General features: G+C 62.2%; 25 protein-coding genes and 1 tRNA gene. 13 read left to right on the top strand and 13 right to left on the bottom strand.

Going from position 1 to position 20,470, the window contains the following annotated elements; all coding sequences use genetic code 11:
• Positions 1-31: 31 nt before the first annotated feature.
• Positions 32-1,264, bottom strand: coding sequence for a pyridoxal phosphate-dependent aminotransferase (locus tag AB4061_RS00955; protein WP_441630079.1), 1,233 nt, complete (start codon positions 1,262-1,264; stop codon positions 32-34).
• A 318-nt stretch (positions 1,265-1,582) separates the two neighbouring features.
• On the opposite strand from AB4061_RS00955, the gene AB4061_RS00950 reads away from it, so the two are divergent.
• From AB4061_RS00950 to AB4061_RS00930, 5 genes are all read left to right on the top strand, one after another.
• On the top strand, positions 1,583-1,963 hold the full coding sequence (locus tag AB4061_RS00950; RefSeq protein WP_441630077.1) for an Mth938-like domain-containing protein: 381 nt from the start codon (positions 1,583-1,585) through the stop codon (positions 1,961-1,963).
• A 145-nt stretch (positions 1,964-2,108) separates the two neighbouring features.
• The gene (locus AB4061_RS00945) at positions 2,109-2,573 is read left to right on the top strand and encodes a peroxiredoxin (protein WP_441630076.1); all 465 of its coding nucleotides are present in this window, start codon (positions 2,109-2,111) and stop codon (positions 2,571-2,573) included.
• A gap of 371 nt (positions 2,574-2,944) precedes the next feature.
• Positions 2,945-4,666 carry a PhoH family protein gene (locus AB4061_RS00940; protein ID WP_441630074.1) on the top strand — a complete coding sequence of 574 codons (1,722 nt, stop codon included), beginning with the start codon at positions 2,945-2,947 and terminating at the stop codon, positions 4,664-4,666.
• Between the two features lie 203 nt (positions 4,667-4,869).
• Complete coding sequence (locus AB4061_RS00935) at positions 4,870-5,292, top strand: hypothetical protein (protein WP_441630072.1); 423 nt, start codon at positions 4,870-4,872, stop codon at positions 5,290-5,292.
• Between the two features lie 71 nt (positions 5,293-5,363).
• Positions 5,364-6,023, top strand: coding sequence for a C40 family peptidase (locus AB4061_RS00930; RefSeq protein WP_441630070.1), 660 nt, complete (start codon positions 5,364-5,366; stop codon positions 6,021-6,023).
• A 93-nt stretch (positions 6,024-6,116) separates the two neighbouring features.
• On the opposite strand, the gene AB4061_RS00925 is transcribed toward AB4061_RS00930, so the two are convergent.
• The 8 genes from AB4061_RS00925 to AB4061_RS00890 form a co-directional block, all read right to left on the bottom strand.
• Complete coding sequence (locus AB4061_RS00925; protein ID WP_416048916.1) at positions 6,117-7,127, bottom strand: inorganic phosphate transporter; 1,011 nt, start codon at positions 7,125-7,127, stop codon at positions 6,117-6,119.
• A gap of 13 nt (positions 7,128-7,140) precedes the next feature.
• Positions 7,141-7,767 (bottom strand): DUF47 domain-containing protein, encoded by a 627-nt coding sequence (locus tag AB4061_RS00920; RefSeq protein ID WP_043347240.1) that lies wholly within the window; start codon positions 7,765-7,767, stop codon positions 7,141-7,143.
• A gap of 211 nt (positions 7,768-7,978) precedes the next feature.
• Positions 7,979-9,370 (bottom strand): replicative DNA helicase, encoded by a 1,392-nt coding sequence (locus tag AB4061_RS00915; RefSeq protein ID WP_043347242.1) that lies wholly within the window; start codon positions 9,368-9,370, stop codon positions 7,979-7,981.
• 264 nt (positions 9,371-9,634) lie between these two features.
• On the bottom strand, positions 9,635-10,087 hold the full coding sequence (gene rplI / locus AB4061_RS00910; protein WP_150983655.1) for a 50S ribosomal protein L9: 453 nt from the start codon (positions 10,085-10,087) through the stop codon (positions 9,635-9,637).
• 31 nt (positions 10,088-10,118) lie between these two features.
• Complete coding sequence (gene rpsR / locus AB4061_RS00905; RefSeq protein ID WP_006163606.1) at positions 10,119-10,397, bottom strand: 30S ribosomal protein S18; 279 nt, start codon at positions 10,395-10,397, stop codon at positions 10,119-10,121.
• A gap of 3 nt (positions 10,398-10,400) precedes the next feature.
• On the bottom strand, positions 10,401-10,700 hold the full coding sequence (gene priB / locus AB4061_RS00900) for a primosomal replication protein N (protein ID WP_043352030.1): 300 nt from the start codon (positions 10,698-10,700) through the stop codon (positions 10,401-10,403).
• 74 nt (positions 10,701-10,774) lie between these two features.
• Positions 10,775-11,149: a 30S ribosomal protein S6 gene (rpsF, locus tag AB4061_RS00895; RefSeq protein ID WP_006163598.1), complete on the bottom strand. Its 375-nt coding sequence runs from the start codon at positions 11,147-11,149 to the stop codon at positions 10,775-10,777.
• Between the two features lie 101 nt (positions 11,150-11,250).
• Positions 11,251-12,249, bottom strand: coding sequence for an asparaginase (locus tag AB4061_RS00890; protein ID WP_441630066.1), 999 nt, complete (start codon positions 12,247-12,249; stop codon positions 11,251-11,253).
• Positions 12,250-12,483: 234 nt separating this feature from the next.
• Between AB4061_RS00890 and lexA the strand changes: the two genes are divergently transcribed.
• The 8 genes from lexA (at position 12,484) to AB4061_RS00850 (ending at position 16,594) form a co-directional block, all read left to right on the top strand.
• Complete coding sequence (lexA, locus tag AB4061_RS00885; RefSeq protein ID WP_441630064.1) at positions 12,484-13,140, top strand: transcriptional repressor LexA; 657 nt, start codon at positions 12,484-12,486, stop codon at positions 13,138-13,140.
• A gap of 108 nt (positions 13,141-13,248) precedes the next feature.
• The gene (locus tag AB4061_RS00880) at positions 13,249-13,419 is read left to right on the top strand and encodes a hypothetical protein (RefSeq protein WP_170301734.1); all 171 of its coding nucleotides are present in this window, start codon (positions 13,249-13,251) and stop codon (positions 13,417-13,419) included.
• Positions 13,420-13,524: 105 nt separating this feature from the next.
• Positions 13,525-13,600: transfer RNA gene (locus tag AB4061_RS00875), tRNA-His, on the top strand.
• A gap of 212 nt (positions 13,601-13,812) precedes the next feature.
• The gene (locus tag AB4061_RS00870; protein WP_441630061.1) at positions 13,813-14,343 is read left to right on the top strand and encodes a hypothetical protein; all 531 of its coding nucleotides are present in this window, start codon (positions 13,813-13,815) and stop codon (positions 14,341-14,343) included.
• A gap of 560 nt (positions 14,344-14,903) precedes the next feature.
• Positions 14,904-15,266 carry a hypothetical protein gene (locus AB4061_RS00865; protein ID WP_441630059.1) on the top strand — a complete coding sequence of 121 codons (363 nt, stop codon included), beginning with the start codon at positions 14,904-14,906 and terminating at the stop codon, positions 15,264-15,266.
• Positions 15,254-15,520, top strand: coding sequence for a hypothetical protein (locus AB4061_RS00860; protein ID WP_441630057.1), 267 nt, complete (start codon positions 15,254-15,256; stop codon positions 15,518-15,520). The genes AB4061_RS00865 and AB4061_RS00860 overlap by 13 nt, the downstream gene beginning before the upstream one ends.
• A 20-nt stretch (positions 15,521-15,540) precedes the next feature.
• Positions 15,541-15,963 (top strand): hypothetical protein, encoded by a 423-nt coding sequence (locus AB4061_RS00855; protein WP_441630055.1) that lies wholly within the window; start codon positions 15,541-15,543, stop codon positions 15,961-15,963.
• The gene (locus AB4061_RS00850; protein ID WP_441630053.1) at positions 15,953-16,594 is read left to right on the top strand and encodes an SOS response-associated peptidase; all 642 of its coding nucleotides are present in this window, start codon (positions 15,953-15,955) and stop codon (positions 16,592-16,594) included. The genes AB4061_RS00855 and AB4061_RS00850 overlap by 11 nt, the downstream gene beginning before the upstream one ends.
• A 1,093-nt stretch (positions 16,595-17,687) precedes the next feature.
• Here the strand turns inward: AB4061_RS00850 and AB4061_RS00845 are convergent.
• The 4 genes from AB4061_RS00845 to AB4061_RS00830 form a co-directional block, all read right to left on the bottom strand.
• On the bottom strand, positions 17,688-17,882 hold the full coding sequence (locus AB4061_RS00845) for a hypothetical protein (RefSeq protein WP_441630051.1): 195 nt from the start codon (positions 17,880-17,882) through the stop codon (positions 17,688-17,690).
• Between the two features lie 1,349 nt (positions 17,883-19,231).
• Positions 19,232-19,549, bottom strand: a complete 318-nt coding sequence (locus AB4061_RS00840; protein WP_441630049.1) for a hypothetical protein — start codon at positions 19,547-19,549, stop codon at positions 19,232-19,234.
• The gene (locus AB4061_RS00835) at positions 19,546-19,971 is read right to left on the bottom strand and encodes a hypothetical protein (protein ID WP_441630047.1); all 426 of its coding nucleotides are present in this window, start codon (positions 19,969-19,971) and stop codon (positions 19,546-19,548) included. The genes AB4061_RS00840 and AB4061_RS00835 overlap by 4 nt, the downstream gene beginning before the upstream one ends.
• Positions 19,958-20,449 carry a hypothetical protein gene (locus AB4061_RS00830; RefSeq protein ID WP_441630046.1) on the bottom strand — a complete coding sequence of 164 codons (492 nt, stop codon included), beginning with the start codon at positions 20,447-20,449 and terminating at the stop codon, positions 19,958-19,960. The genes AB4061_RS00835 and AB4061_RS00830 overlap by 14 nt, the downstream gene beginning before the upstream one ends.
• Positions 20,450-20,470: the final 21 nt, after the last annotated feature.

Raw genomic sequence — 20,470 nt, 5'->3', positions numbered from 1 at the left:
GAAAAATGGATTGCGCCGCAAGCGTGCCGGCTCAGGCCGCGCGGCCGTGGCGTTTGCGGTAGGTCTCGAGGAAGCGCCCGACGCGGCTGATGGCCTCGCGCAGGTCTTCCTCGTGGGGCAGGAACACGATACGGAAATGGTCGGGCTTGCCCCAGTTGAAGCCAGTGCCCTGCACCAGCAGCACCTTGGACTCCTGCAGCAGCTCATAAATGAACTCCTGGTCGTCCTGGATCGGGTACATCGACAGGTCGAGCTTGGGGAACAGGTACAGCGCGGCCTTGGGCTTGACGCAGGTGACACCCGGGATCTGCGTGATCAGCTCATGGGCAAGATCGCGCTGGCGGCGCAGGCGCCCGCCTTCGCCCACCAGGTCGTTGATGCTCTGGTAGCCGCCCAGCGCGGTCTGGATGGCCCACTGGGCCGGCACGTTGGCGCACAGACGCATCGAGGACAGCATGTTCAGCCCCTCGATATAGTCCAGCGCGGGCCGCTTGTCGCCCGACACCACCATCCAGCCGGCGCGGTAGCCGCACGAGCGGTAGTTCTTGGACAGGCCGTTGAAGGTCACGGTCAGCACATCGGTCGACAACGCGGCGATGGACGTGTGGCTATGGCYGTCATACAGCACCTTGTCGTAGATCTCGTCGGCAAAGATGATCAGGCCGTGTTCGCGCGCGATCGCCACGATGGACTTGAGCAGCTCGTCCGAATACAGCGCGCCGGTGGGGTTGTTCGGGTTGATGACGACGATGGCCTTGGTATTCGGCGTGATCTTGGCGCGGATATCGTCCAGGTCGGGCATCCACTCGTTGGCCTCGTCGCACACATAGTGCACCGGGGTGCCGCCCGACAGGCTCACCGCCGCAGTCCACAACGGATAGTCCGGCGCTGGAACCAGCACTTCGTCGCCGCTGTTGAGCAGCGCGTTCATGGACATCACGATCAACTCGGAGGCACCGTTGCCGACGTAGATGTCGTCCAGGCCCACGCCCTCGATATTCTTCTGCTGCGTGTAGTGCATGATCGCCTTGCGCGCGGCGAAGATGCCCTTGGAGTCCGAATACCCAGCCGAATTGGGCAGGTTGCGCATCATGTCCTGCTGGATCTCTTCCGGCGCATCGAAGCCGAAGACGGCCAGGTTGCCGATGTTCAGCTTGATGATCTTGTGGCCTTCCTCTTCCATCTGCTTGGCCTTCTCCAGCACCGGGCCGCGGATGTCATAGCAAACATTGTTGAGCTTGTTGGATTTCTGGATCGGTTTCACGGCGATGTTGGCAGGAGGCAAGCGCCACCGGGTAGCGGCGGCTATCTAGGGAATCTGGGTGGAAATGGAGCGACCCGGGTAGCCTGTGCGCTGCGTTGCAACGCAAAACGTGGCAGGCAGGGAGGCAAAAGCTATAATTTATCGGATTATGACAGACTTCGGCAGGGATTCTTGCATTGCAGCGTACGCCACCGGTACCACGGGGCCGCAGCAAAGCCGCCCGGCCCGCCTGCCCCAAAATGCTCTCAACCCGCCCTGCGCTGCCCCGGCCGAGTCGCCGCGCGCGCCGCGAAGGGCAGCGCCAGATAAGGTTCGCCCTTGAAACTCCACGCTGACCAGCCCAATGCCCTTAATACGGTAACGTCGTACGGCCCGGGCTATATCGAAATCAATATGGTGCGCCACACGGAATCCGTGCTGGTCATGCCCGAAGGCGAGATCCGGCCCTGGCCGGTGCAACGCTTCGAAGACCTGGAACCCGCGCATTTCGAGAGCCTGCTGGCGCACTCGCCCGAGGTGGTGCTGCTGGGCACCGGCAGCCGCCTGCGCTTCCCTCACCCCCGGCTGACCGCCTCACTGGCACGCCTGCATGTCGGGGTGGACGCCATGGATCTGCAGGCCGCCTGCCGCACATACAACATCCTGATGGCTGAAGGGCGCAAAGTGGCGGCCATCCTGCTGCTGGAGGAGCCTGCCTGAGCCCGCCCGGCGGCCGGGGAGGCCGGTTCGCCCAAGTTAAGCACACGCCTCGCTTGAAGTTGGCCGCCCCGCCCCCATCTGCCGCCACCATGGTGGCCGCACTCACGCAGCCACCCCCTTCCTGTCCCTCCCAGGAGCCATAAGAATGACAACAGCCAGTCTCAGCCAGCCCGTACCCGATTTCAGCGCACCCGCCACCGGCGGCGCGTTCAGCCTTGCCGCCCAGCGTGGCAAGACCGTCGTCCTGTATTTCTACCCCAAGGACAACACCCCGGGCTGCACCACCGAAGCCATGAACTTCCGCGACCAGCACGACGATTTCGTCAAGGCAGGCACGGTCGTCTTCGGCATCTCGCGCGACAGCTTGAAATCGCACGAGAACTTCAAGGCCAAGCTGGAACTGCCCTTCGAGTTGATCTCCGATGGCGATGAAGCCGTGTGCCATCTGTTCGATGTCATCAAGATGAAGAAAATGTATGGCAAGGAAGTGCGCGGCATCGAGCGCAGCACCTTCATCATCGACGGCAAGGGCATCCTGCGCCATGCGCTGCGCGGCATCAAGGTGCCCAACCACGTCGACGAGGTGCTGGAAATCGTGCGCGGACTCTGACCCGGAGCGTGATCCACGGTGATTCGGCCCGGCGCCTTAATGCGGCGCAGCAACACCTTCAAAAGTCCTCTCGGCAAGCGATTGCAAAAGAGAAAACCTTCGGATACATTGGCCTTTAATGAGTTCAAGATCCGGATGCCACGCTGCTTCATCGTCCCGGCCCAGGCGCACCCTGCCACAGGCCGGTAGCGGACCTGCCGTGTCTCCGGTCCGAAAGAAAGCCGCCAAACCTGCTACCCAGGTTGGCGGCTTTTTTGTTTGTGTGTTTTGTACGCACAGGACACGATCCCCATGTACGCGGCGCCATGCGGCCGCGCCAGTGTCCTGCGCCGTTTTCCAGCCGTCTTCTCCCCCTGAAAGGAAAGCCTAGCATGCCGCTGCCGACCATGCCCGCCAAGCCTGCCCAATTGCTTGACCCGAGCGAATTCGCCCCGGTGACCAAGCTGACTAAGGCCAAATCAGCGTCGCAGGGTAAGAAACCTGTGCCGGCGCTGGAGCGAGTGGCCTTGCTGGAAACCGGAACTAGCAAAGCGGAAAATGCGCCGGCCGTGGTGGCCAGCGCCAGCGGTTCGACGCGAGCGCGCACCAAGGATGCGCCGCCGTCCGCGCTGAAGTCCGTGCCATCGCTGGCCGCCGTGCCCAAGGCTCCCGCCAAGGCCCCCGGCACGACCAACCGTCGCCTGCAGAAACACACCGGCCCCAGCAAGCTGTTCGTGCTGGACACCAATGTGTTGATGCACGACCCGTCCTCGCTGTTCCGCTTCGAAGAGCACGACGTCTATCTGCCGATGATGACGCTCGAGGAGCTGGACAACCACAAGAAGGGGATGAGCGAAGTCGCGCGCAACGCCCGCACCGTCAGCCGCACGCTCGACGCGCTGGTGGGCGGCACCGACGGCGTGCTCGACGAGGGCTTGCCGCTCGCCAAGCTGGGCAACCGCGACGCGCAGGGCAAGCTGTTCCTGCAAACCAAGCTCAATGAGATCAAGCTGCCCGACGGCCTGCCGCAGGGCAAGGCGGACAACCAGATCCTGGGCGTGGTCAGCGCCCTGCAGCAGCAGTTCCCGGAGCGCCAGGTCGTGCTGGTGTCGAAAGACATCAACATGCGCATCAAGGCGCGCGCGCTCGGCCTGCCAGCCGAGGACTACTTCAACGACCAGGTCCTCGAGGACAAGGACCTGCTGTACTCGGGCGTGATGCTGCTGCCCAACGACTTCTGGGCCAAGCATGGCAAGGGGGTGGAAAGCTGGCAGGACCCGAAGTCCGGCGCGATGTTCTATCGCCTGACGGGCCCGCTGGTGCCCTCCTTCCTGGTCAACCAGTTTGTCTTCCTGGAACCCAGCGACGGCAGCCTGCCGCTGTACGCCCAGGTCAAGGAGATCAACGGCAAGACCGCGCTGCTGCAAACGCTCAAGGACTACACGCACCACAAGAACAATGTGTGGAGCGTGACCGCCCGCAACCGCGAACAGAACTTCGCGCTCAACCTTCTGATGCATCCGGAGATCGACTTCGTCACCTTGCTGGGCCAGGCCGGTACCGGCAAGACCCTGCTGGCGCTGGCGGCCGGCCTGGAGCAGGTGCTCGACCAGAAGCTCTACAACGAGATCATCGTCACCCGCGCCACCGTGCCGGTCGGCGAGGACATCGGCTTCCTGCCGGGCACCGAGGAAGAAAAGATGCAGCCCTGGATGGGTGCCTTCGACGACAACCTGGAAGTGCTGCAAAAGAGCGACGACAGCGCCGGCGAGTGGGGCCGCGCCGCCACCCAGGAACTGATCCGCTCGCGCATCAAGGTCAAGAGCATGAACTTCATGCGCGGACGCACCTTCGTCAACAAGTTCGTCATCATCGACGAGGCCCAGAACCTGACGCCCAAGCAGATGAAGACGCTGGTAACGCGTGCCGGCCCCGGCACCAAGATCATCTGCCTGGGCAACATCGCGCAGATCGACACGCCATACCTGACCGAAGGATCGTCCGGCCTTACCTACGTGGTCGACCGGTTCAAGGGCTGGAGCCACAGTGGCCATGTGACGCTGGCACGCGGCGAGCGCTCGCGCCTGGCCGACCATGCCGCGGATGTCCTTTAAGGGGCGCATCACCGGTTAAGACCAAGCCTTCGCAACCTCTGGAACCATCGGATGCCTTGTAGGACCACGACCGGCAGATTTGCCTGCCGGCGTGGCCTAGCATCAAAGCATCCGGAGCGCCCGCCATTTCGGCATCTCGCGTGCCGGAGCCTGGCGGGCGCTTTTTTTGCCCCTCCCGGCTTGTTGGATCGATGGAGACATTGATGGACAACCACCTGTATCACACACCGCTGCGGCTCGCGCTGGCCAGCAGCGTCGCGATTGCCGCGGTCTCGTTGCTTGCGGGTCCCGCGCTCGCCGCCGACGAAATGGTGATCCGCACCATGGGCCCCGTCAGCTACGTCTGCGGCGGCATTGCCGCGGACGAACAACAGCAACTGGCCGCGCAGCAGAAGAACTTCAACATCGGCCTGCTGTTTACCCAGGGCGAGCGCGGCGAATACCTTGCCGACGTAGCCGTCAAGATGACGCGCGAAGGCCACGAAGTGGCCAGCTTCACCGCTTCCGGGCCCAAGTGCCTGATCAAGGCCCCGCAAGGCAGCTACAATATCGAAGCGACTTATAAGGGACAGGCCAAGTCGGTCAACGTGAGTACGGGCACCTACAACGCGCAATTGCGCTGGTAAGGCGCCCAGGGGAGCCCCCTCGCCGGCTCCCCTCGCGCCACGGCTCCTGACCCGGGATCGGACCGAGAAGGATGCCTCTGCGCCAGATAGCCCCTGCCGGAAAACGTGTGCCCAGCCGGGCCAACGTCTTCCGCACTACCCGCCTGCCCCTGCTTTGCGTGGCGGCATTGCTGCTCGCAGCCTGCGCCTCGACGCCGCCTGGGCGCTATAGCGCCCAGCCGCGCCCGGCAGGCACTCCCATGGTGGATCCCAGCGCCGGGCTGGAAGAAGTCTCCATCCAGGCGATGTCGCTGGTGGGCACGCCCTATCGCTACGGCGGCAATACGCCTGACTCGGGCTTCGACTGCAGCGGCCTGGTCCGCTATGTGGTGCTGCGCGCCGCCAACGTCAACCTGCCACGCACCACCGAAGCCATGGGCGACCGCGGCGTCTCGCTGGAGCGCAGCCAGGTAGCCTCGGGCGACCTGGTTTTCTTCAATACCACCGGCCGGGCCAATTCGCATGTCGGCGTCTATGTCGGGCAGAATCGCTTTGTCCATGCGCCCTCCACCGGCGGCACGGTACGGCTCGAAGACATGAGCAAGTCGTACTGGGCCTCCCGGTACAACGGCGCGCGGCGGGTTGCGTCGGGCATCAACCAGGCGCCAGCATCGATCGCGCCCCCGGCCGCACCAGCAGCACCGCCGCCCCCCGTGGATGACGATCCGATTGCCGCGTTCGCCAATCGATAGCCATCGGCTCCGGCCTTCCCAAAAAACAAAAAGCCAGGCATTGCGCCTGGCTTTTTGTTGGCTTGTCGAGCGAGAATCCGATAGCCCGGAGCCTTAGAGGATCTGCCGGCCAATCCACCATGCGATGGCAGCCATGAAGGCGGATGCGGGAATCGTCAGCACCCAGGCCCAGACGATGTTGCCGGCCACGCCCCAGCGCACCGCCGACATCTTCTGCACCGAGCCCACGCCGACGATGGCGCCGGTGATGGTATGGGTGGTCGACACCGGCACGCCCAGCGCCGAGGCGATGAACAGCGTGATGGCACCGCCCGTCTCCGCGCAGAAGCCGCCTACCGGCTTGAGCTTGGTGATCTTCTGGCCCATGGTACGCACGATGCGCCAGCCGCCAAACATGGTGCCCATGCCGATCGCCACGTAGCAGGAAACGATGACCCAGATCGGCGGCTCCGCACCGCCCTGCGCCACGTGGCCGCTGGCGATCAGCAACATCCAGATGATGCCGATGGTCTTCTGCGCGTCATTGCCGCCATGGCCCAGGCTGTACAGCGATGCCGAGACCAGTTGCAGCCTGCGGAACCAGCGATCGACTCGCGACGGCGGCGTGCGGAAGAATGTCCAGGCCACGATCACCATCATCAGCGAGCCAAGCAGGAAGCCCAGCAGCGGCGAAATGACGATAAAAGCCACGGTCTTGAGAAGACCACCGCCCACCAGGGCGCTGGTGCCGCTCTTGGCCACAGCGGCCCCAACCAGGCCACCGATCAGCGCGTGCGAGGACGACGAGGGAATGCCGTAGTACCAGGTGATCAGGTTCCAGGCAATGGCACCCATCAGGGCACCGAAGATCACGTAGTGATCGACGATGTTGACGTCGATCGTGCCAGTGCCGACGGTTGCCGCCACCTTCAGGTGGAAGATGAAAATCGCCACCACGTTGCACATGGCCGCCATGGCCACCGCGTGGTGCGGCTTGAGCACGCCCGTCGACACCACCGTGGCAATCGAGTTGGCGGCATCGTGAAAGCCGTTCATGAAATCGAACAGCAGGGCGAGAGCCACCAGCAGGCCGATGACCCACAGGCTCATTTGTATTGTTTGCATGCCGATTTGTGCCTCAGGCGTTTTCCAGGACGATGCCTTCGAGAATGTTGGCGACGTCCTCGCACTTGTCGGTAATGGTTTCGAGCTGCTCGTAGATCGCCTTCAGCTTGATCAGGCGCTTGACGTCCGTTTCGTCGCGGAACAGCTTGGACATGGCGGCGCGCATCACGCGATCGGCCTCGGACTCGAGCTGGTCGATCTGCTGCGCCGTCTTCAGGATGGCGCCAGCATTGCTCATGTCCTCGAGCAGGCCTACCGCGATCTTGACCTGGTCGCAACACTGCACGCAGATCGAGGCCAGCTTGCGCGCCTCGTCGGTCAGGCTGGTCACGTCGTACAGTGAGATGGTTTCAGCCACGTCTTCCATCAGGTCGAGGATGTCGTCCATGGTGGTGATGAGCTTGTGGATCTCATCGCGGTCCAGCGGCGTGATGAAGGTCTTGTGCAGCAGGTCGATCGTGTCGTGCGTGATGCGATCGGCTTTCTTTTCCGTGGCCTGCACGCGGCGGGCGTGGGCCTCGGCATTGGGCAGGTCGTTGACCAGCACTTCCAGCTCGCGGGCGGCGGTCACCGCGCAATCAGCATGCTGGTTGAAGTATTCGAAGAACTTGCCCTCAGTGGGCATGAATCGGCCGAACATGGAATGTTCCTTGTCGAAGCGCGGGGGCGCCGCGGGTAGTTACTGAATCAGGCGGATACGCATTAAACGACAGCCGCCCGAGGGCGGCTGTCATCAAAACGCAATATTTTACAGGTTTGTGCGGCGATGCCGGGGGACTTTGACACACGGCAGGCACGATCAACTGTGGCCACCGAGCCACGATGCCCGGCAAGCCGCGCCAAGACTGGCTTCAGTTGTCGTTGTCGAAGAAGGCGGGGCCACCGCTGAAGTTGTCGAACTTGGTGAACTGGCCCAGGAACGTCAGCCGCACGGTGCCAATTGGGCCATTACGCTGCTTGCCGATGATGATCTCGGACGTGCCCTTGTCCTGCGAATCGGGGTTGTAGACCTCGTCGCGGTAAATAAACAGGATCACGTCGGCATCCTGCTCGATAGCGCCGGATTCGCGCAAGTCGGACATCACCGGGCGCTTGTTCGGGCGCTGTTCCAGGCTTCGGTTCAGCTGCGACAGTGCAATCACCGGACAGTTGAGTTCCTTGGCCAAGCCCTTGAGCGAGCGCGAGATTTCCGAGATTTCGGTAGCGCGGTTTTCGCCGCCGCCCGAGCCCGACATCAGCTGCAGGTAGTCGATGACGATCAGTCCGAGCTGGCCGCACTGGCGCGCCAGCCGGCGCGAACGGGCGCGCAGCTCCATCGAACTCAACGCCGGTGTTTCGTCGATGAACAATTGCGCATCGTTCATGCGCTGGATGGCGTGCGTGAGCCGCGGCCAGTCTTCGTCGAGCAGGCGGCCGGTACGCAGGCGGTGCTGGTCAAGCCGGCCGACCGAGCCCAGCATACGCATGGCCAGCTGCGTGCCTGCCATTTCCATCGAGAACACAGCCACCGGCAGGCCCTGCTCCACCGCCACGTGCTCGCCGATATTCAGCGAGAAAGCGGTCTTACCCATGGAGGGGCGTCCCGCTACGATGATCAGGTCGCCGGCCTGCATGCCACTGGTCATGCGGTCCAAGTCGATAAAGCCGGTAGGCACGCCGGTGACGTCGGTGCTCGAGTCACGGTGGTACAGCTCGTCGATGCGCTCGACCACCTGGGTCAGCAGCGGCTGGATTTCCTGGAACCCCTTCTGCCCGCGCGAGCCTTCCTCGGCGATGGCGAACACCTTGGATTCCGCCTCGTCGAGCAGTTCCCGCACCTCGCGCCCTTTGGGGGCGAAGGCCGCGGTAGCGATATCGTCGGCCACGGTCACCAGCTTGCGCAGCACCGAGCGCTCGCGCACGATCTCCGCATAGCGGCGGATATTAGCCGCGCTAGGCGTGTTCTGCGCCAGGGAATTCAGATAGGCCAGGCCGCCCACCTCTTCCGCCTTGCCAGCGCCTTGCAGCGACTCGTAGACGGTGATGACGTCGGCGGGCTTGGTGGCGGCGATCAAGCGGGAGATGCTCTGGAAGATCATCCGGTGATCGAAGCGATAGAAATCGGCTTCGTTCAGGAAGTCGGCGATACGGTCCCAGGCGGCGTTGTCCAGCAGCAGGCCACCCAGCACCGATTGCTCGGCCTCGATGGAATGCGGCGGTACCTTGAGATTGTCTAGTTGGGGGTCTGCGACAGGCGCGTTCATAGGGAGGGATTATAACGGTCGGCGCCAGCGAGCCGGCGGAGAATTCGCAGCCGGCTGTTGGGGCATCCTGCCATGTGACGGCGGGACAACCGGCCCCGCCCTGTAGCAATCAGCCAATACGCCGATCAGGCAAGCAAGGGGCGCGGCCAAACAAAAAGGCAGGAGCGCGATGCTCCTGCCTTTTTGTTTGGTCAAGCAAGCGGCGCTGGCATCCGGTCCCCACCAGCCCGAAGGACAAGTGGGAACCGGCAGCAAGGCCGATGCTTAGGCGTGTTCGCCCAGGACGGAAACCGTCACGTCGACCAGCACGTCGGTGTGCAGCGAGACGCTGACCGGGTGGTCGCCAACAACCTTCAGCGGACCATTCGGCAGGCGCACTTGCGCCTTCTCGACCTTGAAGCCTTGGCCAGCCAGAGCTTCAGCGATGTCGGCGTTGGTCACCGACCCGAACAGGCGGCCGTCCACACCCGACTTCTGGGTGATCTGCACGGTCAGGCCGTTCAGCTTTTCGCCTTCGGCTTGCGAAGCTGCCAGCTTTTCAGCGGCTGCCTTTTCCAGTTCGGCGCGCTTGACTTCAAACTCGCTGATAGCGGTCTGGGTAGCGCGGCGGGCCTTCTTGTTCGGGATCAGGAAGTTACGGGCGTAGCCGTCCTTCACGCGAACGATGTCACCCAGGTTGCCCAGGTTGATGACTTTTTCAAGCAGAATAATTTGCATCGTGTTTTCTCCTTAACGGACCTAGGGCCGATCAGTTCTTGTGCAGGTCGGTGTAGGGCATCAGCGCGAGGAAACGCGCGCGCTTGATGGCCGTGTCGAGCTGACGCTGATAGTGCGCCTTGGTGCCGGTCAGGCGGGCCGGCGTGATCTTGCCGTTGTCGCCGATGAAATCCTTCAGGGTGTCCAGATCCTTGTAGTCGATCTGTTCCACGCCAGCCACGGTGAAGCGGCAGAAGCGCTTGCGCTTGAACAGCGGGTTTTGCTGTTGGAAGCGCTTCTTGTTCTTGTTGTCACGTTTGACGAATGCCATGATTCAATCCTTTTCGAATGCTTTACATCCAGTGATGTGAAAGACGAGAGCCTTGCTGTTGCGGTGCCTGCGGGCCAGGAATCCTTCGCAGTCGAGCATCGCGCCGAGCGGGGTACGCTCAAGCCGCTGGCCGATCTGACCAATTCCCATGGCGGCGATGGCGAACTCCACCTGCCTGGGCGTTTGCGCCTCGACCGTCTCGCCCGCGTACTGCAAGATGCAGTTGACCACGGGGACCCCGGCCGGGGTGTAACGCAAGGCATCGCGTTCCGCGAGCGTTGCGCAGAGCCTTAACTGGTTCAACGCACTCTCCCGCACCGATGCCCGCACTTGCCGCCGCGGCGATCAACGCCGGCGGCAACCACAACAGTCCGCACTTAGGCGGCCTGGACTTCGCTGGTCTGTTGCGCGGCCTTGCGAGCTTCTTCGCGCTGCACTTCCTTCATCATCGGGGACGGTGCGGTTTCAGCCTTCTTGGTCTGAACGATGAGGTGGCGCAGCACTGCATCGTTGAACTTGAACGCGTGTTCGAGTTCAGCCAGGGTTTCCTTGCCGCATTCGATGTTCAGGCAAACGTAATGAGCCTTGGCCAGCTTCTGGATCATGTAGGCCATCTGACGGCGACCCCAGTCTTCCACGCGGTGGATCTGGCCTTCCTGGGACGTGACCAGCGTCTTGTAACGCTCGATCATGGCCGGGACTTGTTCGCTCTGGTCCGGATGGACGATAAATACGATTTCGTAATGACGCATTGACGCTCCTTTTGGATAAGCTGCCCGAGCGCCATGTCCGGTGCAGCAAGGTTGAATAGCCTTATAGTATAGCGTGCTTTTGCTATCGGGAGCAAGCTGCCTCAGTTTTCGGTGAATCGCGCCTGCAGCGCAGCCGGATCCCTTGCCAGTCCTGGCTCCGCGGCCAGAGCCAGCGCCAGGAGCACGCGCGCTTTATAAGGATTGAGGTCGCCGGCCGAAACAAAAACGCCCGCGGCCGGCTTGGGAGGTGCTGGAATCGCCACATGCCCCGCCCCGGTGCGCGAACTGCGCACCACTGCCACGCCGGCGCTGGCAGCATCAGTTAGCGCCTCCGCCAGCGACTGGTGGACCGACCCGTTGCCAGCGGCCGCCACGACCAGGCCTGACACGCCCGCCTGCGCCAAGGCATCCACCACGATCCGGCCCGGTTCCGCATAGCTAGCCACGATCTCGACCTGCGGCCATGCACCTGGAACCGGCCAGGCCTTGGCCGGCAAGCGGCCGGGGGTGCGCACAAAGCGCACGAGGTTGTCCTGAACAAAACCAATCGGCCCGGATACCGGCGACACAAACGCATTCACCGCCGATGTGTGCGCCTTCATCACATCGCGCCCTGCATGAATCTCCTGATTGATCACCAGCAGCACGCCCTTCGCCGTCGCGCCGGCATCCGCCGCTACGCGCACCGCATCCAGCAGGTTCAACGGGCCATCCGCCGACAACGAGGTCGACGGCCGCATTGCAGCCGTCAGCACAACCGGCACCGTACCCACGCAAGCCAGGTGCAGCAGCATGGCCGTCTCTTCCAGGGTATCGGTGCCGTGCGTAATGACAATGCCCGACACATCGGGCTGCGCGGACCAGTACGCCACGCGCCCCACCAACCTGGACCAGAGCGCGAACGACATGTCCTTGCTATCCACCTGCGCAACCTGCTCGGCCTCGATCCGCGCCACCGCGCCCAGCGCCGGCACCGCGTCGAGCAGCGCCGTCACCGGCACCGTCGCCGCCTGGTACTTCGCGCTGCTGGCTGGGTTGGAAGAAGAACCGGCAATGGTGCCGCCGGTAGCGAGCACGACGACACGAGGCAGGAGAGACATGGCGGGAAAGTGGGAAAGTGGCCGGCAGCCAGAAAAGTTGAACAGTACGCAACGCAAGACGCTTCAGTGCCGCGGATTGTAACCCTCCGCCCACCCGCCACGGCACGCGCCAAGACCCGTGGGACGCACCTGTCAATGCGCAAACTCCCAAAAATTCCGCTTGCACTTCACTCGATACTGTATAAAATCACAGCATACTGTTTAAACATACAGTGCTTTCAAACACCGGCGACCATGGCGACCCTGACACCGCGACAGCAGCAGATTTTCGACTTGATCCGCAGCAGCCTCCAGCACACGGGCTTCCCGCCCACGCGCGCAGAGATCGCCGCCAAGTTCGGCTTCTCCTCACCCAATGCAGCCGAGGAACATTTACGTGCCCTGGCCCGCAAAGGCGTGATCGAGCTCACCCCCGGCGCCTCACGCGGCATTCGCCTCAAGGTCTCCCGCAGCGACTCCGAGCTACCCGACCAGTTCTCGCTGCCCATGGCCGGCGTCATGCAGCTAACCCTGCCATTGGTCGGGCGCGTCGCAGCCGGCAGCCCGATCCTCGCCGCCGAACACATCGACCGCCAATACCAGGTCGACGCCTCGGTGTTCGACGTGCAGCCCGATTACCTCCTGCGGGTGCGTGGTCTCAGCATGCGCGACGCCGGCATCCTCGATGGCGACCTGCTCGCCGTCAAGCGCGCCAGCGAAGCCGCCAACGGCAAGATCGTTGTAGCGCGCCTAGGCGACGACGTCACCGTCAAACGCCTCAACCGCCGCGGCGACATCATCGAGCTGATCGCCGAGAACCCCGACTTCCCCAGCATCATCGTGCAAGCCGGCCGTGAAGAGTTCTCACTAGAAGGCATCGCTGTCGGTCTCATCCGCCCCGGCGCCTTCTGACGAGTGCGGCTGAGACGGGCGAACCCCGTACAAGCCGACACCCGATTGTGCCAACGCACCCGCGTAGCGGGTACCGCTAACTGTTGTTGCAAGTCACCAGGTGTAGCCATGCTGCCAGCCAACCGCCTCTCCGCCCGCCGCCCCGTCAAGCCCGTGCCCTTCCGCCAGTCCAAAGGCGTACGCATCTACCAGGGCGCACAACGACGCACCATGGTTGGCAGCATGGCCGCCATCTGCCGAATGCTCGAGTTGGAGGAATCCTCCAAGCTGGCTGGTTAAGCAGGCGGCACTGAAAAAAATTTGTGCAGAGTACTAGCCATCCGGCTCTTGGCATTGTATGATCTTGTTCTTCGTCGTTCGGCACCAAGCAGAACGACATCGACGGTGGCTGTAGCTCAGTTGGTAGAGTCCAGGATTGTGATTCCTGTCGTCGTGGGTTCGAGTCCCATCAGCCACCCCAGAATTTATAAGGTTAGCGAGGTTTGCAGTTGCTAACTTAATCAGAATTTTGGAATAAGAACTTCCAAAATTTGGAACTTGAATTGAAGCCCACCCATCGCGGTGGGCTTTTTTGCATTCTGAATACAACACTTCCGCGCGCCCTCCCTCAGGCCGGCGAGAAGCGGTACAGCGCAGTTCATTTGCGAGAGACGAAGTGTGACGACCAAATCAATGTTCCCCCGCGACAACGCTGGCAGCTTTCAGGTTCCCTCCACGAAGGAAGGCGCGATCAAGCTAATTTGCGAAGTTCCTAGCCGCCATCTCGAGATATACACGCCGCACGAAACGTTTCTCATGCAGACCCCGGATGGGATTGACCCAGACCGCACAAATCCGAATGCGATGTGGGTGAACGCAAAGACACACGATGTCGGGTCTGCGTCACCCATCGTCGCAAGCACTTTCATTACGGCCTTCGAAATGCTTCCTCGGGCGGGTCAGTTGGACAAAAGCGCTCGAGACGACGTGCTTTCCCTGATGTATGCAATCAAAGAAACGTTACTGCAGTGCGCCCACGCCAAGGATGCGCAGCAGACTGAGTTGTTAAAGTTCCAGGCAAAGCGATTGCCTCAGGGGACGCAGGCGCAGGCACACGCGTATTTTCCCGTCATCCATAATTTGGACGGCTTGGTCACAGCCTTTCTTATTGCTGCACGCCGCGCCGTCACAGAAATCTGTCAGATACCTGGGCATTTTTTTTAAGCTCGGCCGGCAGCATTCGTCACTCGATCACCTGCTTGACAAGGAACTCATCAATGCACTGAGCCCAGAGAGTCAGCTTCTGAACTGCCTTTCTCAGCATCGCCCAGGCGTTTCAAGGCTGGTCAATTTGAGGAATGGCCAGGAGCACAGTGCGACTACAAAGGGCCCAAAGCTGACCGTCAGCAACTTTCAGCTAATGCCCTCCAATGAGGTCAGACAGCCAATATGGCATCTCGATGGCGAGGAACCCTTATCGATCGGCGCAGAAATGGCGGATTTGGTTCCTTTCTTGACTGGGCTAGCGGAAGTGACGCTGGTTGGGTGCGTCGTCGAAACGCTTCCGCTAGGTGGTTTCCCCTATGTTTTGGAAAACGTAGAGGATCCTGATCCAGAGTGCCCCGTTCGCTATCGCCTGACCCTTGATGTGAGCGCACTTAACCTCGGGTCATAAGTGCGCGGTAGAGAGATTGCTGTATATCCATACAGTTGACTCAACTATCCTCGTTCGGCCTAGGACGACTCTTATACTGGATATCCATACAGTATCCAGTGAGAGAGACATGTTCGCCTGCGCCCCCGATACCGTCTATCTATATAGCCAGTCCCATGGGGCTGCGCGTTTGGCCATCCGCTGCCCCAGCCTCACGATCGACGATCCGCTGCTCACGGCCGACACATGGAACCCGGAGGTAGAGGCAGCCGCTCAGGCCGCCGGCGCCACGCTGCACCTGGTGGGTGTCGATACAGCGGCCCTCCAGGCGCTGCCGTGGACAATCGACCGCTTGGCGTTCGAACACGACGGTGCGCGCCTGAGTTTCTGCCTCGCCGATGGCGCCGACATCCTCGGCCCGAACACCATCCGGCTGCGCACCCGCGGTGAGCGCCACTACGCTACCCGGCAGGAGACGGCATGTTCCCTGTGACCTACCAGGCGGCATCGATCTTCCTGGAAACCCAGTTCCTGCCCGGCGACACGGCCGAGCTGCGCCTCGACTGCGAAGGCGTCACCGTCACGGCCAGCGCGGTGACCGTGCATGGCATCGAGACGCGCCACATCGAGAAGATGGTGTGGACGGCCGATTACCTGTCGTTCGAGCAGGATGGCCAGCATCACCGGATCAAGGTGGCCCGGCCGGCGGTGAAAACGCCGCTACGCGCACGGTTCCCGCGCCGCTGACTAGCTGCAGCCGCCCCACCATGCCCCCCGACACCCCAGAGAATTGGGTACGCGCGCTGCGCCATGCCGTTCGCGGCGGCACGCCGGATGCCTATGGCGATCCATTCAGAATGCAGCTGTACCTTCTGGACCCTCACGGCCAGCCGGTCCAGACGCTGGACGGGAACGCCCATCATGAATTTCTGAGGGGCTGGTTCAAACGCTTCGTGCTGCGCACGGACCTTCCCGAGCAGGATGCCCGTGTCTGGACATGCTTCTGCCCGTGGTCGGACAAGATAAGCGACAAACCGGTTTTCCTGACCCACCTGGCCGGCGGCGGCATCGACAAGATATTCACCTCGGCGACGTGGCAAGATGCGCAGGACAAGCACCGGCGCGTCTCGGAGAAGGCGCGGCGGGTGTTGCCACTCACGCCCTTGCCAGGAGATGAGGATGTGCACTAATTACGCCCCGGTGCAGCGCCAGCTGCTGCGCGACGTCTTCGGCGTCGAGCCGCCGCCCCTGGGCTATCCGCCCGAGACCTGGCCGGACTATGCGGCGCCGATCGTAGTGACCGAAGCTGACGGCGCGCGGCAGGCGCTGGTGGGCACGTTCGGCATGGTGCCCAAAAACCGCATCCCGCCGGGCGTGGCCAAGTTCGACACCACCAACGCGCGATCGGAGACGGTCGGCGAGAAGCGGTCGTTCTCCGGGCCGTGGAAGAAGGGGCAGCTCTGCCTGGTGCCGGCGACCGGCTTCTACGAGCCGAACTACGAAGCCGGACCCAAGTCCGTGCGCTGGAAGATCTGGCTGAAGGACGACCCGGAGTTCGCCATCGCCGGCCTGTGGCGGGATTGGCCGGATGGCGCCTTCTCGTTCACCATGCTGACCATCAACTCGGACAAGCACCCGCTGATGAACCGCTTCCATGCACCGGGCAAGGAAAAACGGATGATCGTCATCGTGCCGCGGGCGGAATGGGATGACTGGCTGACCTGCCGGGATCCAGAGCGGGCACGCAGCTTCATGCGGCCCTACCCGGCAGAGCGAATGGATGCAGAACCGGCGCCACGGCCCCTCAAAGAGAAGGCCTGACATTCTCCGAAAAGCGCCTGGTACCGGTGGAGCCCTTTTCGCTCGCATCGGATGCAGGCACGCACTAAGCGCCGTGCCCTGGAGGACCCAATTGCAGCCAACTGGGAAAGCGGGCATCGAATTCCTGCGGGGAAATATCGCCCAGATGCGAACTTGCCTCGTTCGGCAGCGCGACGCTGAGTTCCTTGTGCCATAGAACCAGCCCTGCCATCCGAACGACACGGACGCGCTCCTCTCTCGGAACGGGATAGGCCGAGATATGTGCAGGAACTGCCGCCAATCGAACACGCCGACGCAACTCATAACTCAACCAGCCCGACGAGTCGCGTCGAACCAACCGCATAGTGGCGACATGCCGATGCAACCAAATCGCTCGGAAAACCAGAAGAATTAGAAACAGCACCAATACCCGTAACATGATGTGGCTCCGCTGCGATGCGGCTACTCCCCTTAAAACTCGGACTGCACGCCAGCGCCAAGTGTGACCAATAGGGATCTTTTCGTATATAGGGCTTACTACTTGAAACACTCCCGCATCTCAGTGGCCTGCAGAGATTGCCTCCCACACTAGGTAAGCCAGTGCCGGCATCAGTAACCAGACTGCAATCGCCAAGTAGTACCGCGCACCGTGATGAGGCGGGTTGGTATGGAAGTGGTGGATCACGGGCTTCATAGGGGGCCTCCGGTACAGTTGCGAAGCACAAAGACCTCTTTTTTCAGGATAGGTCTGAGTTCAATGCGTTGCAACGCAATGCGTATGCCACTATCACCACGCGCCTCTGGGGCCAATCCGCTGCACGGCCTGCTCTATGCCTAGGAGGTCGAGGGGTAGAGCCTGGCTATGAGAATACCCGCGGGAAACTCGGAAAGTACCACTCTGAAGAGTTATGTTATCTCGGACATAAATTCACTAGAATGCCGTCTGGCCACGCGGATTTGGCCTGCATTTCCCTTCTGCACCCGCACCTTCCCGGCCGCGGGTGCTTTTTTATGAACTCCGCGCGCGGGGGTCGGACTGCCCTATCGCAGCCAGTGTCGCGCGGATGAGCATCCCGGCCGGCCCGATAGAGTGACTCTTTTGCAGTCTCGACCGTCAGCGTATGCGAGTGATGGCCTCGAGGACAGCGCCGCCCTTGGGCGTGATGCAGGGTCGGCGCCCTAAAGCGATCTCTTCCAGGTTGACAAGTTGGTGCTCGCGGAGCGCTTCCAAATCCGCGCGATCGAGTTCAGTGTGATCCGGTGCGCCCTGGACTAGCATGAGGGTCGCTACTTCATGTGGGCTCAGCATTCTTGCCTCTTATATTTTTGAACGGCAGCTGGGAAGCGTAGATTGCAACCGATGCATCAAGGCCGCTATCGCTCGGCGGCGTAGCTTGCAACCTCTTATGAGATCTTGACCGCCAGGTGCTACCTACTCGCGCCGGGCCAATGCATTCAATACATTTCATTTCGGATATTCAAGGTCTTTCCGGCTTACCAAGGGAAACCCCTCGGTTTGCCAACTAGCGGGCGCTTCCTATACCTTGAAAACGACTGGCGGCTGCTCTATTGTCTGCTGTATGTTCAGCGCAGGTTTCCTACCGGGCGTGGTCACGCGAGGTCGCATAATCCTAATTGAACACACCTCTCAGTTTTCCGAAACAGGGAGGAGCGTAAAAAGCCGGCGCCGCGCAAACTCTTAAAGCCCCCACCACGGGTGGCATCATAATTGACTTAATTATGAGATATTTCGGTTGAGCGGTTTAAGCGTCCGCTCAATGTCACTTCGGCCCGCTCTAGCCAGCGGTTTTTTTATTTGGAATCGCCCGAGCCTTACCCAGAAGCATCCGCTACCATCGTTGGCAAGCCGCCTCCAGCCTCATACGCTGCGCTGCCGCACCTCCACCAGCGCCTAGCGCCCCCTTTATGCAGACGTCGGCACAAAGCGTCCAAGTGTGCGCTACCAAACTGTTGCTTTGCCGTATCTCAAACAGGATTCGTGCTGCGCGAGCGGGATCTCTCTGGCCGTTGCGTGCCTTCGCCTTGCCGTCCCAATCGGGCTCGGCAAGGCATTTCCCTTCCTTTTAGGCGCCCCCCCATCAGCGGGGCTACTGAAACTACTACAACACGACATACTCCGGTACGGCGATTGAATTGACCCCGGTCGCTATTCATTGGGGTGTAGGCGACAGGCCCATGCTGCCTACACCCTTCTTTCTTCTGACCGTGACGACATATGGCTACTTCGGCCACGCCTCCACCGTCGCTCGGTGCCGCGCAGCGCAATTCCCCAGCGCGCCCAGCACCGACCCCATAACCCACTCCTGCCACGCGTCATAGTCGGCCGCCGCCGGCGCGTCCGGAACCTAACACGGCGCCCCACGATCCTGCACCCCTAACTGCCCGAATTGATGGACGCTGCCGCGGCGCCGCGCGAGCCGCGGGCAGAAGCCGCCGAATTGCCCCCGCCTGTCTCCACCTACTTCCCCTTGCTAGGCGGGTTGTTGCCTCGCCCGCCCCCAGATGGGCTGCCGGTCCGGCTCGGCCAGTTTGGATTTGCAGGCGCCGGCTGGCCGGCACGGCAGGCAATATGCTTTGACATCCTCATGATGGTCTCCGACGTGGTGATCGGAATTTGATCGTAGACCATCGGCGAACTCATTGGCAGGCCGCCACCGCTGCCTTCAACCGGACCTCATACCCCCCGCGCAGCAGCAGCTCCGCGAGCGCGGCGCGGTACCACTCAAAGTCGCTGGCCGTCTCTGGCACCCTCGCCAGCGGCCAGTCTGGCTCGGGGATCTCGGCGGTCTTGCACGGCACGGCCACCGGCACCCTCACCTCCACCGGCTTCTCGATCACCTGCGGCCCGGCGGCGCAGCCGGCGAGACTACAAAGCGCGGCGCAGAATATTCCCAAAATATTCCTGCGTGCAGCCAACGCCGCGAAATTCCGAAATTTCGCAAGTTGCCACTTCATAGCTTCCCCCGCTCGGTCGTGAAGGTCTGCCGCAGCCCGTGCAGCGATGCGCACTGGTCCGAGCCCGGCACCTGAGCCTGGATCTTGCCGGCCAGCAGCGTGTACTTGGACTGGGCGGCCTGCGCTTCGGCATCGGCCTTCGCGGCGGCATAGGCGCGGATCTTGGCCTGCGCCTCGATCGTTGCCACCGCGGCGTTCTGGGTGGCCACCGAGCCAGCCAGCGCCTTGTTGGCTTCCGTGGCCTTGCCCAGATCGGCCTTTGCCTGCACGAGCTCCGCGCGCGCCGAATCCCGCTCACCGCGATAGACCCAGACCGAGCCGCCCGCCAGCGCCAGCACCACCAGCACCGCAGCAAAGAAGATTCGCTCGGGCGTGGCGAAGACGGCTTTGACGGCCGCCCCGATAGAATCAAGAATCAGCATGGTGAATCACCTCCGTGGGCGTGAATTGGTACCCTTCCCGCGCGTACTTCTGGGCGATCCAGAGCGGGAACGGCATGTCGTGGATGCCCTCGTCCTTGCCGGTGTGGTGGGCCTTGCAGAGCAGCAGGCCGTTGACCGTCATGTCGTCCACGAAGGTGTACGGGTCGGCCGTGTCGAAGGCGTCCCAGTCAAACGCGGCGGCGTGCGGGCCCAGCGCGCCGGCGCGCGCGAATTCGGCCACGCTGGCCCAGTCGATCATGTTGGCCAGCGAGCGCTCGATGGGATGGTGGTGCGCCTCGAGCGGATGGCCGCTCTCTTCTGCCGTCTCGCCGCAGATGAAGCAGCGCCCGCCCTCGCGCTCGATCAGCGCCTTCTTGGAATGCAGGAAGAGCGGTGTGGTGGTGCGCGCCTCGTGCCCGGGCAGCAGTACGTCGACGGCCAGGGCCTCTTTCTCTTCGTGGGTATCGGTGACAGCCATAGGGGCCTCAAAAACAAAAAA

Source organism: Cupriavidus sp. YAF13 (assembly GCF_052113425.1).
In the GTDB taxonomy this organism is placed as follows: domain Bacteria; phylum Pseudomonadota; class Gammaproteobacteria; order Burkholderiales; family Burkholderiaceae; genus Cupriavidus.
This window is presented reverse-complemented; position numbering and strand designations above follow the sequence as displayed.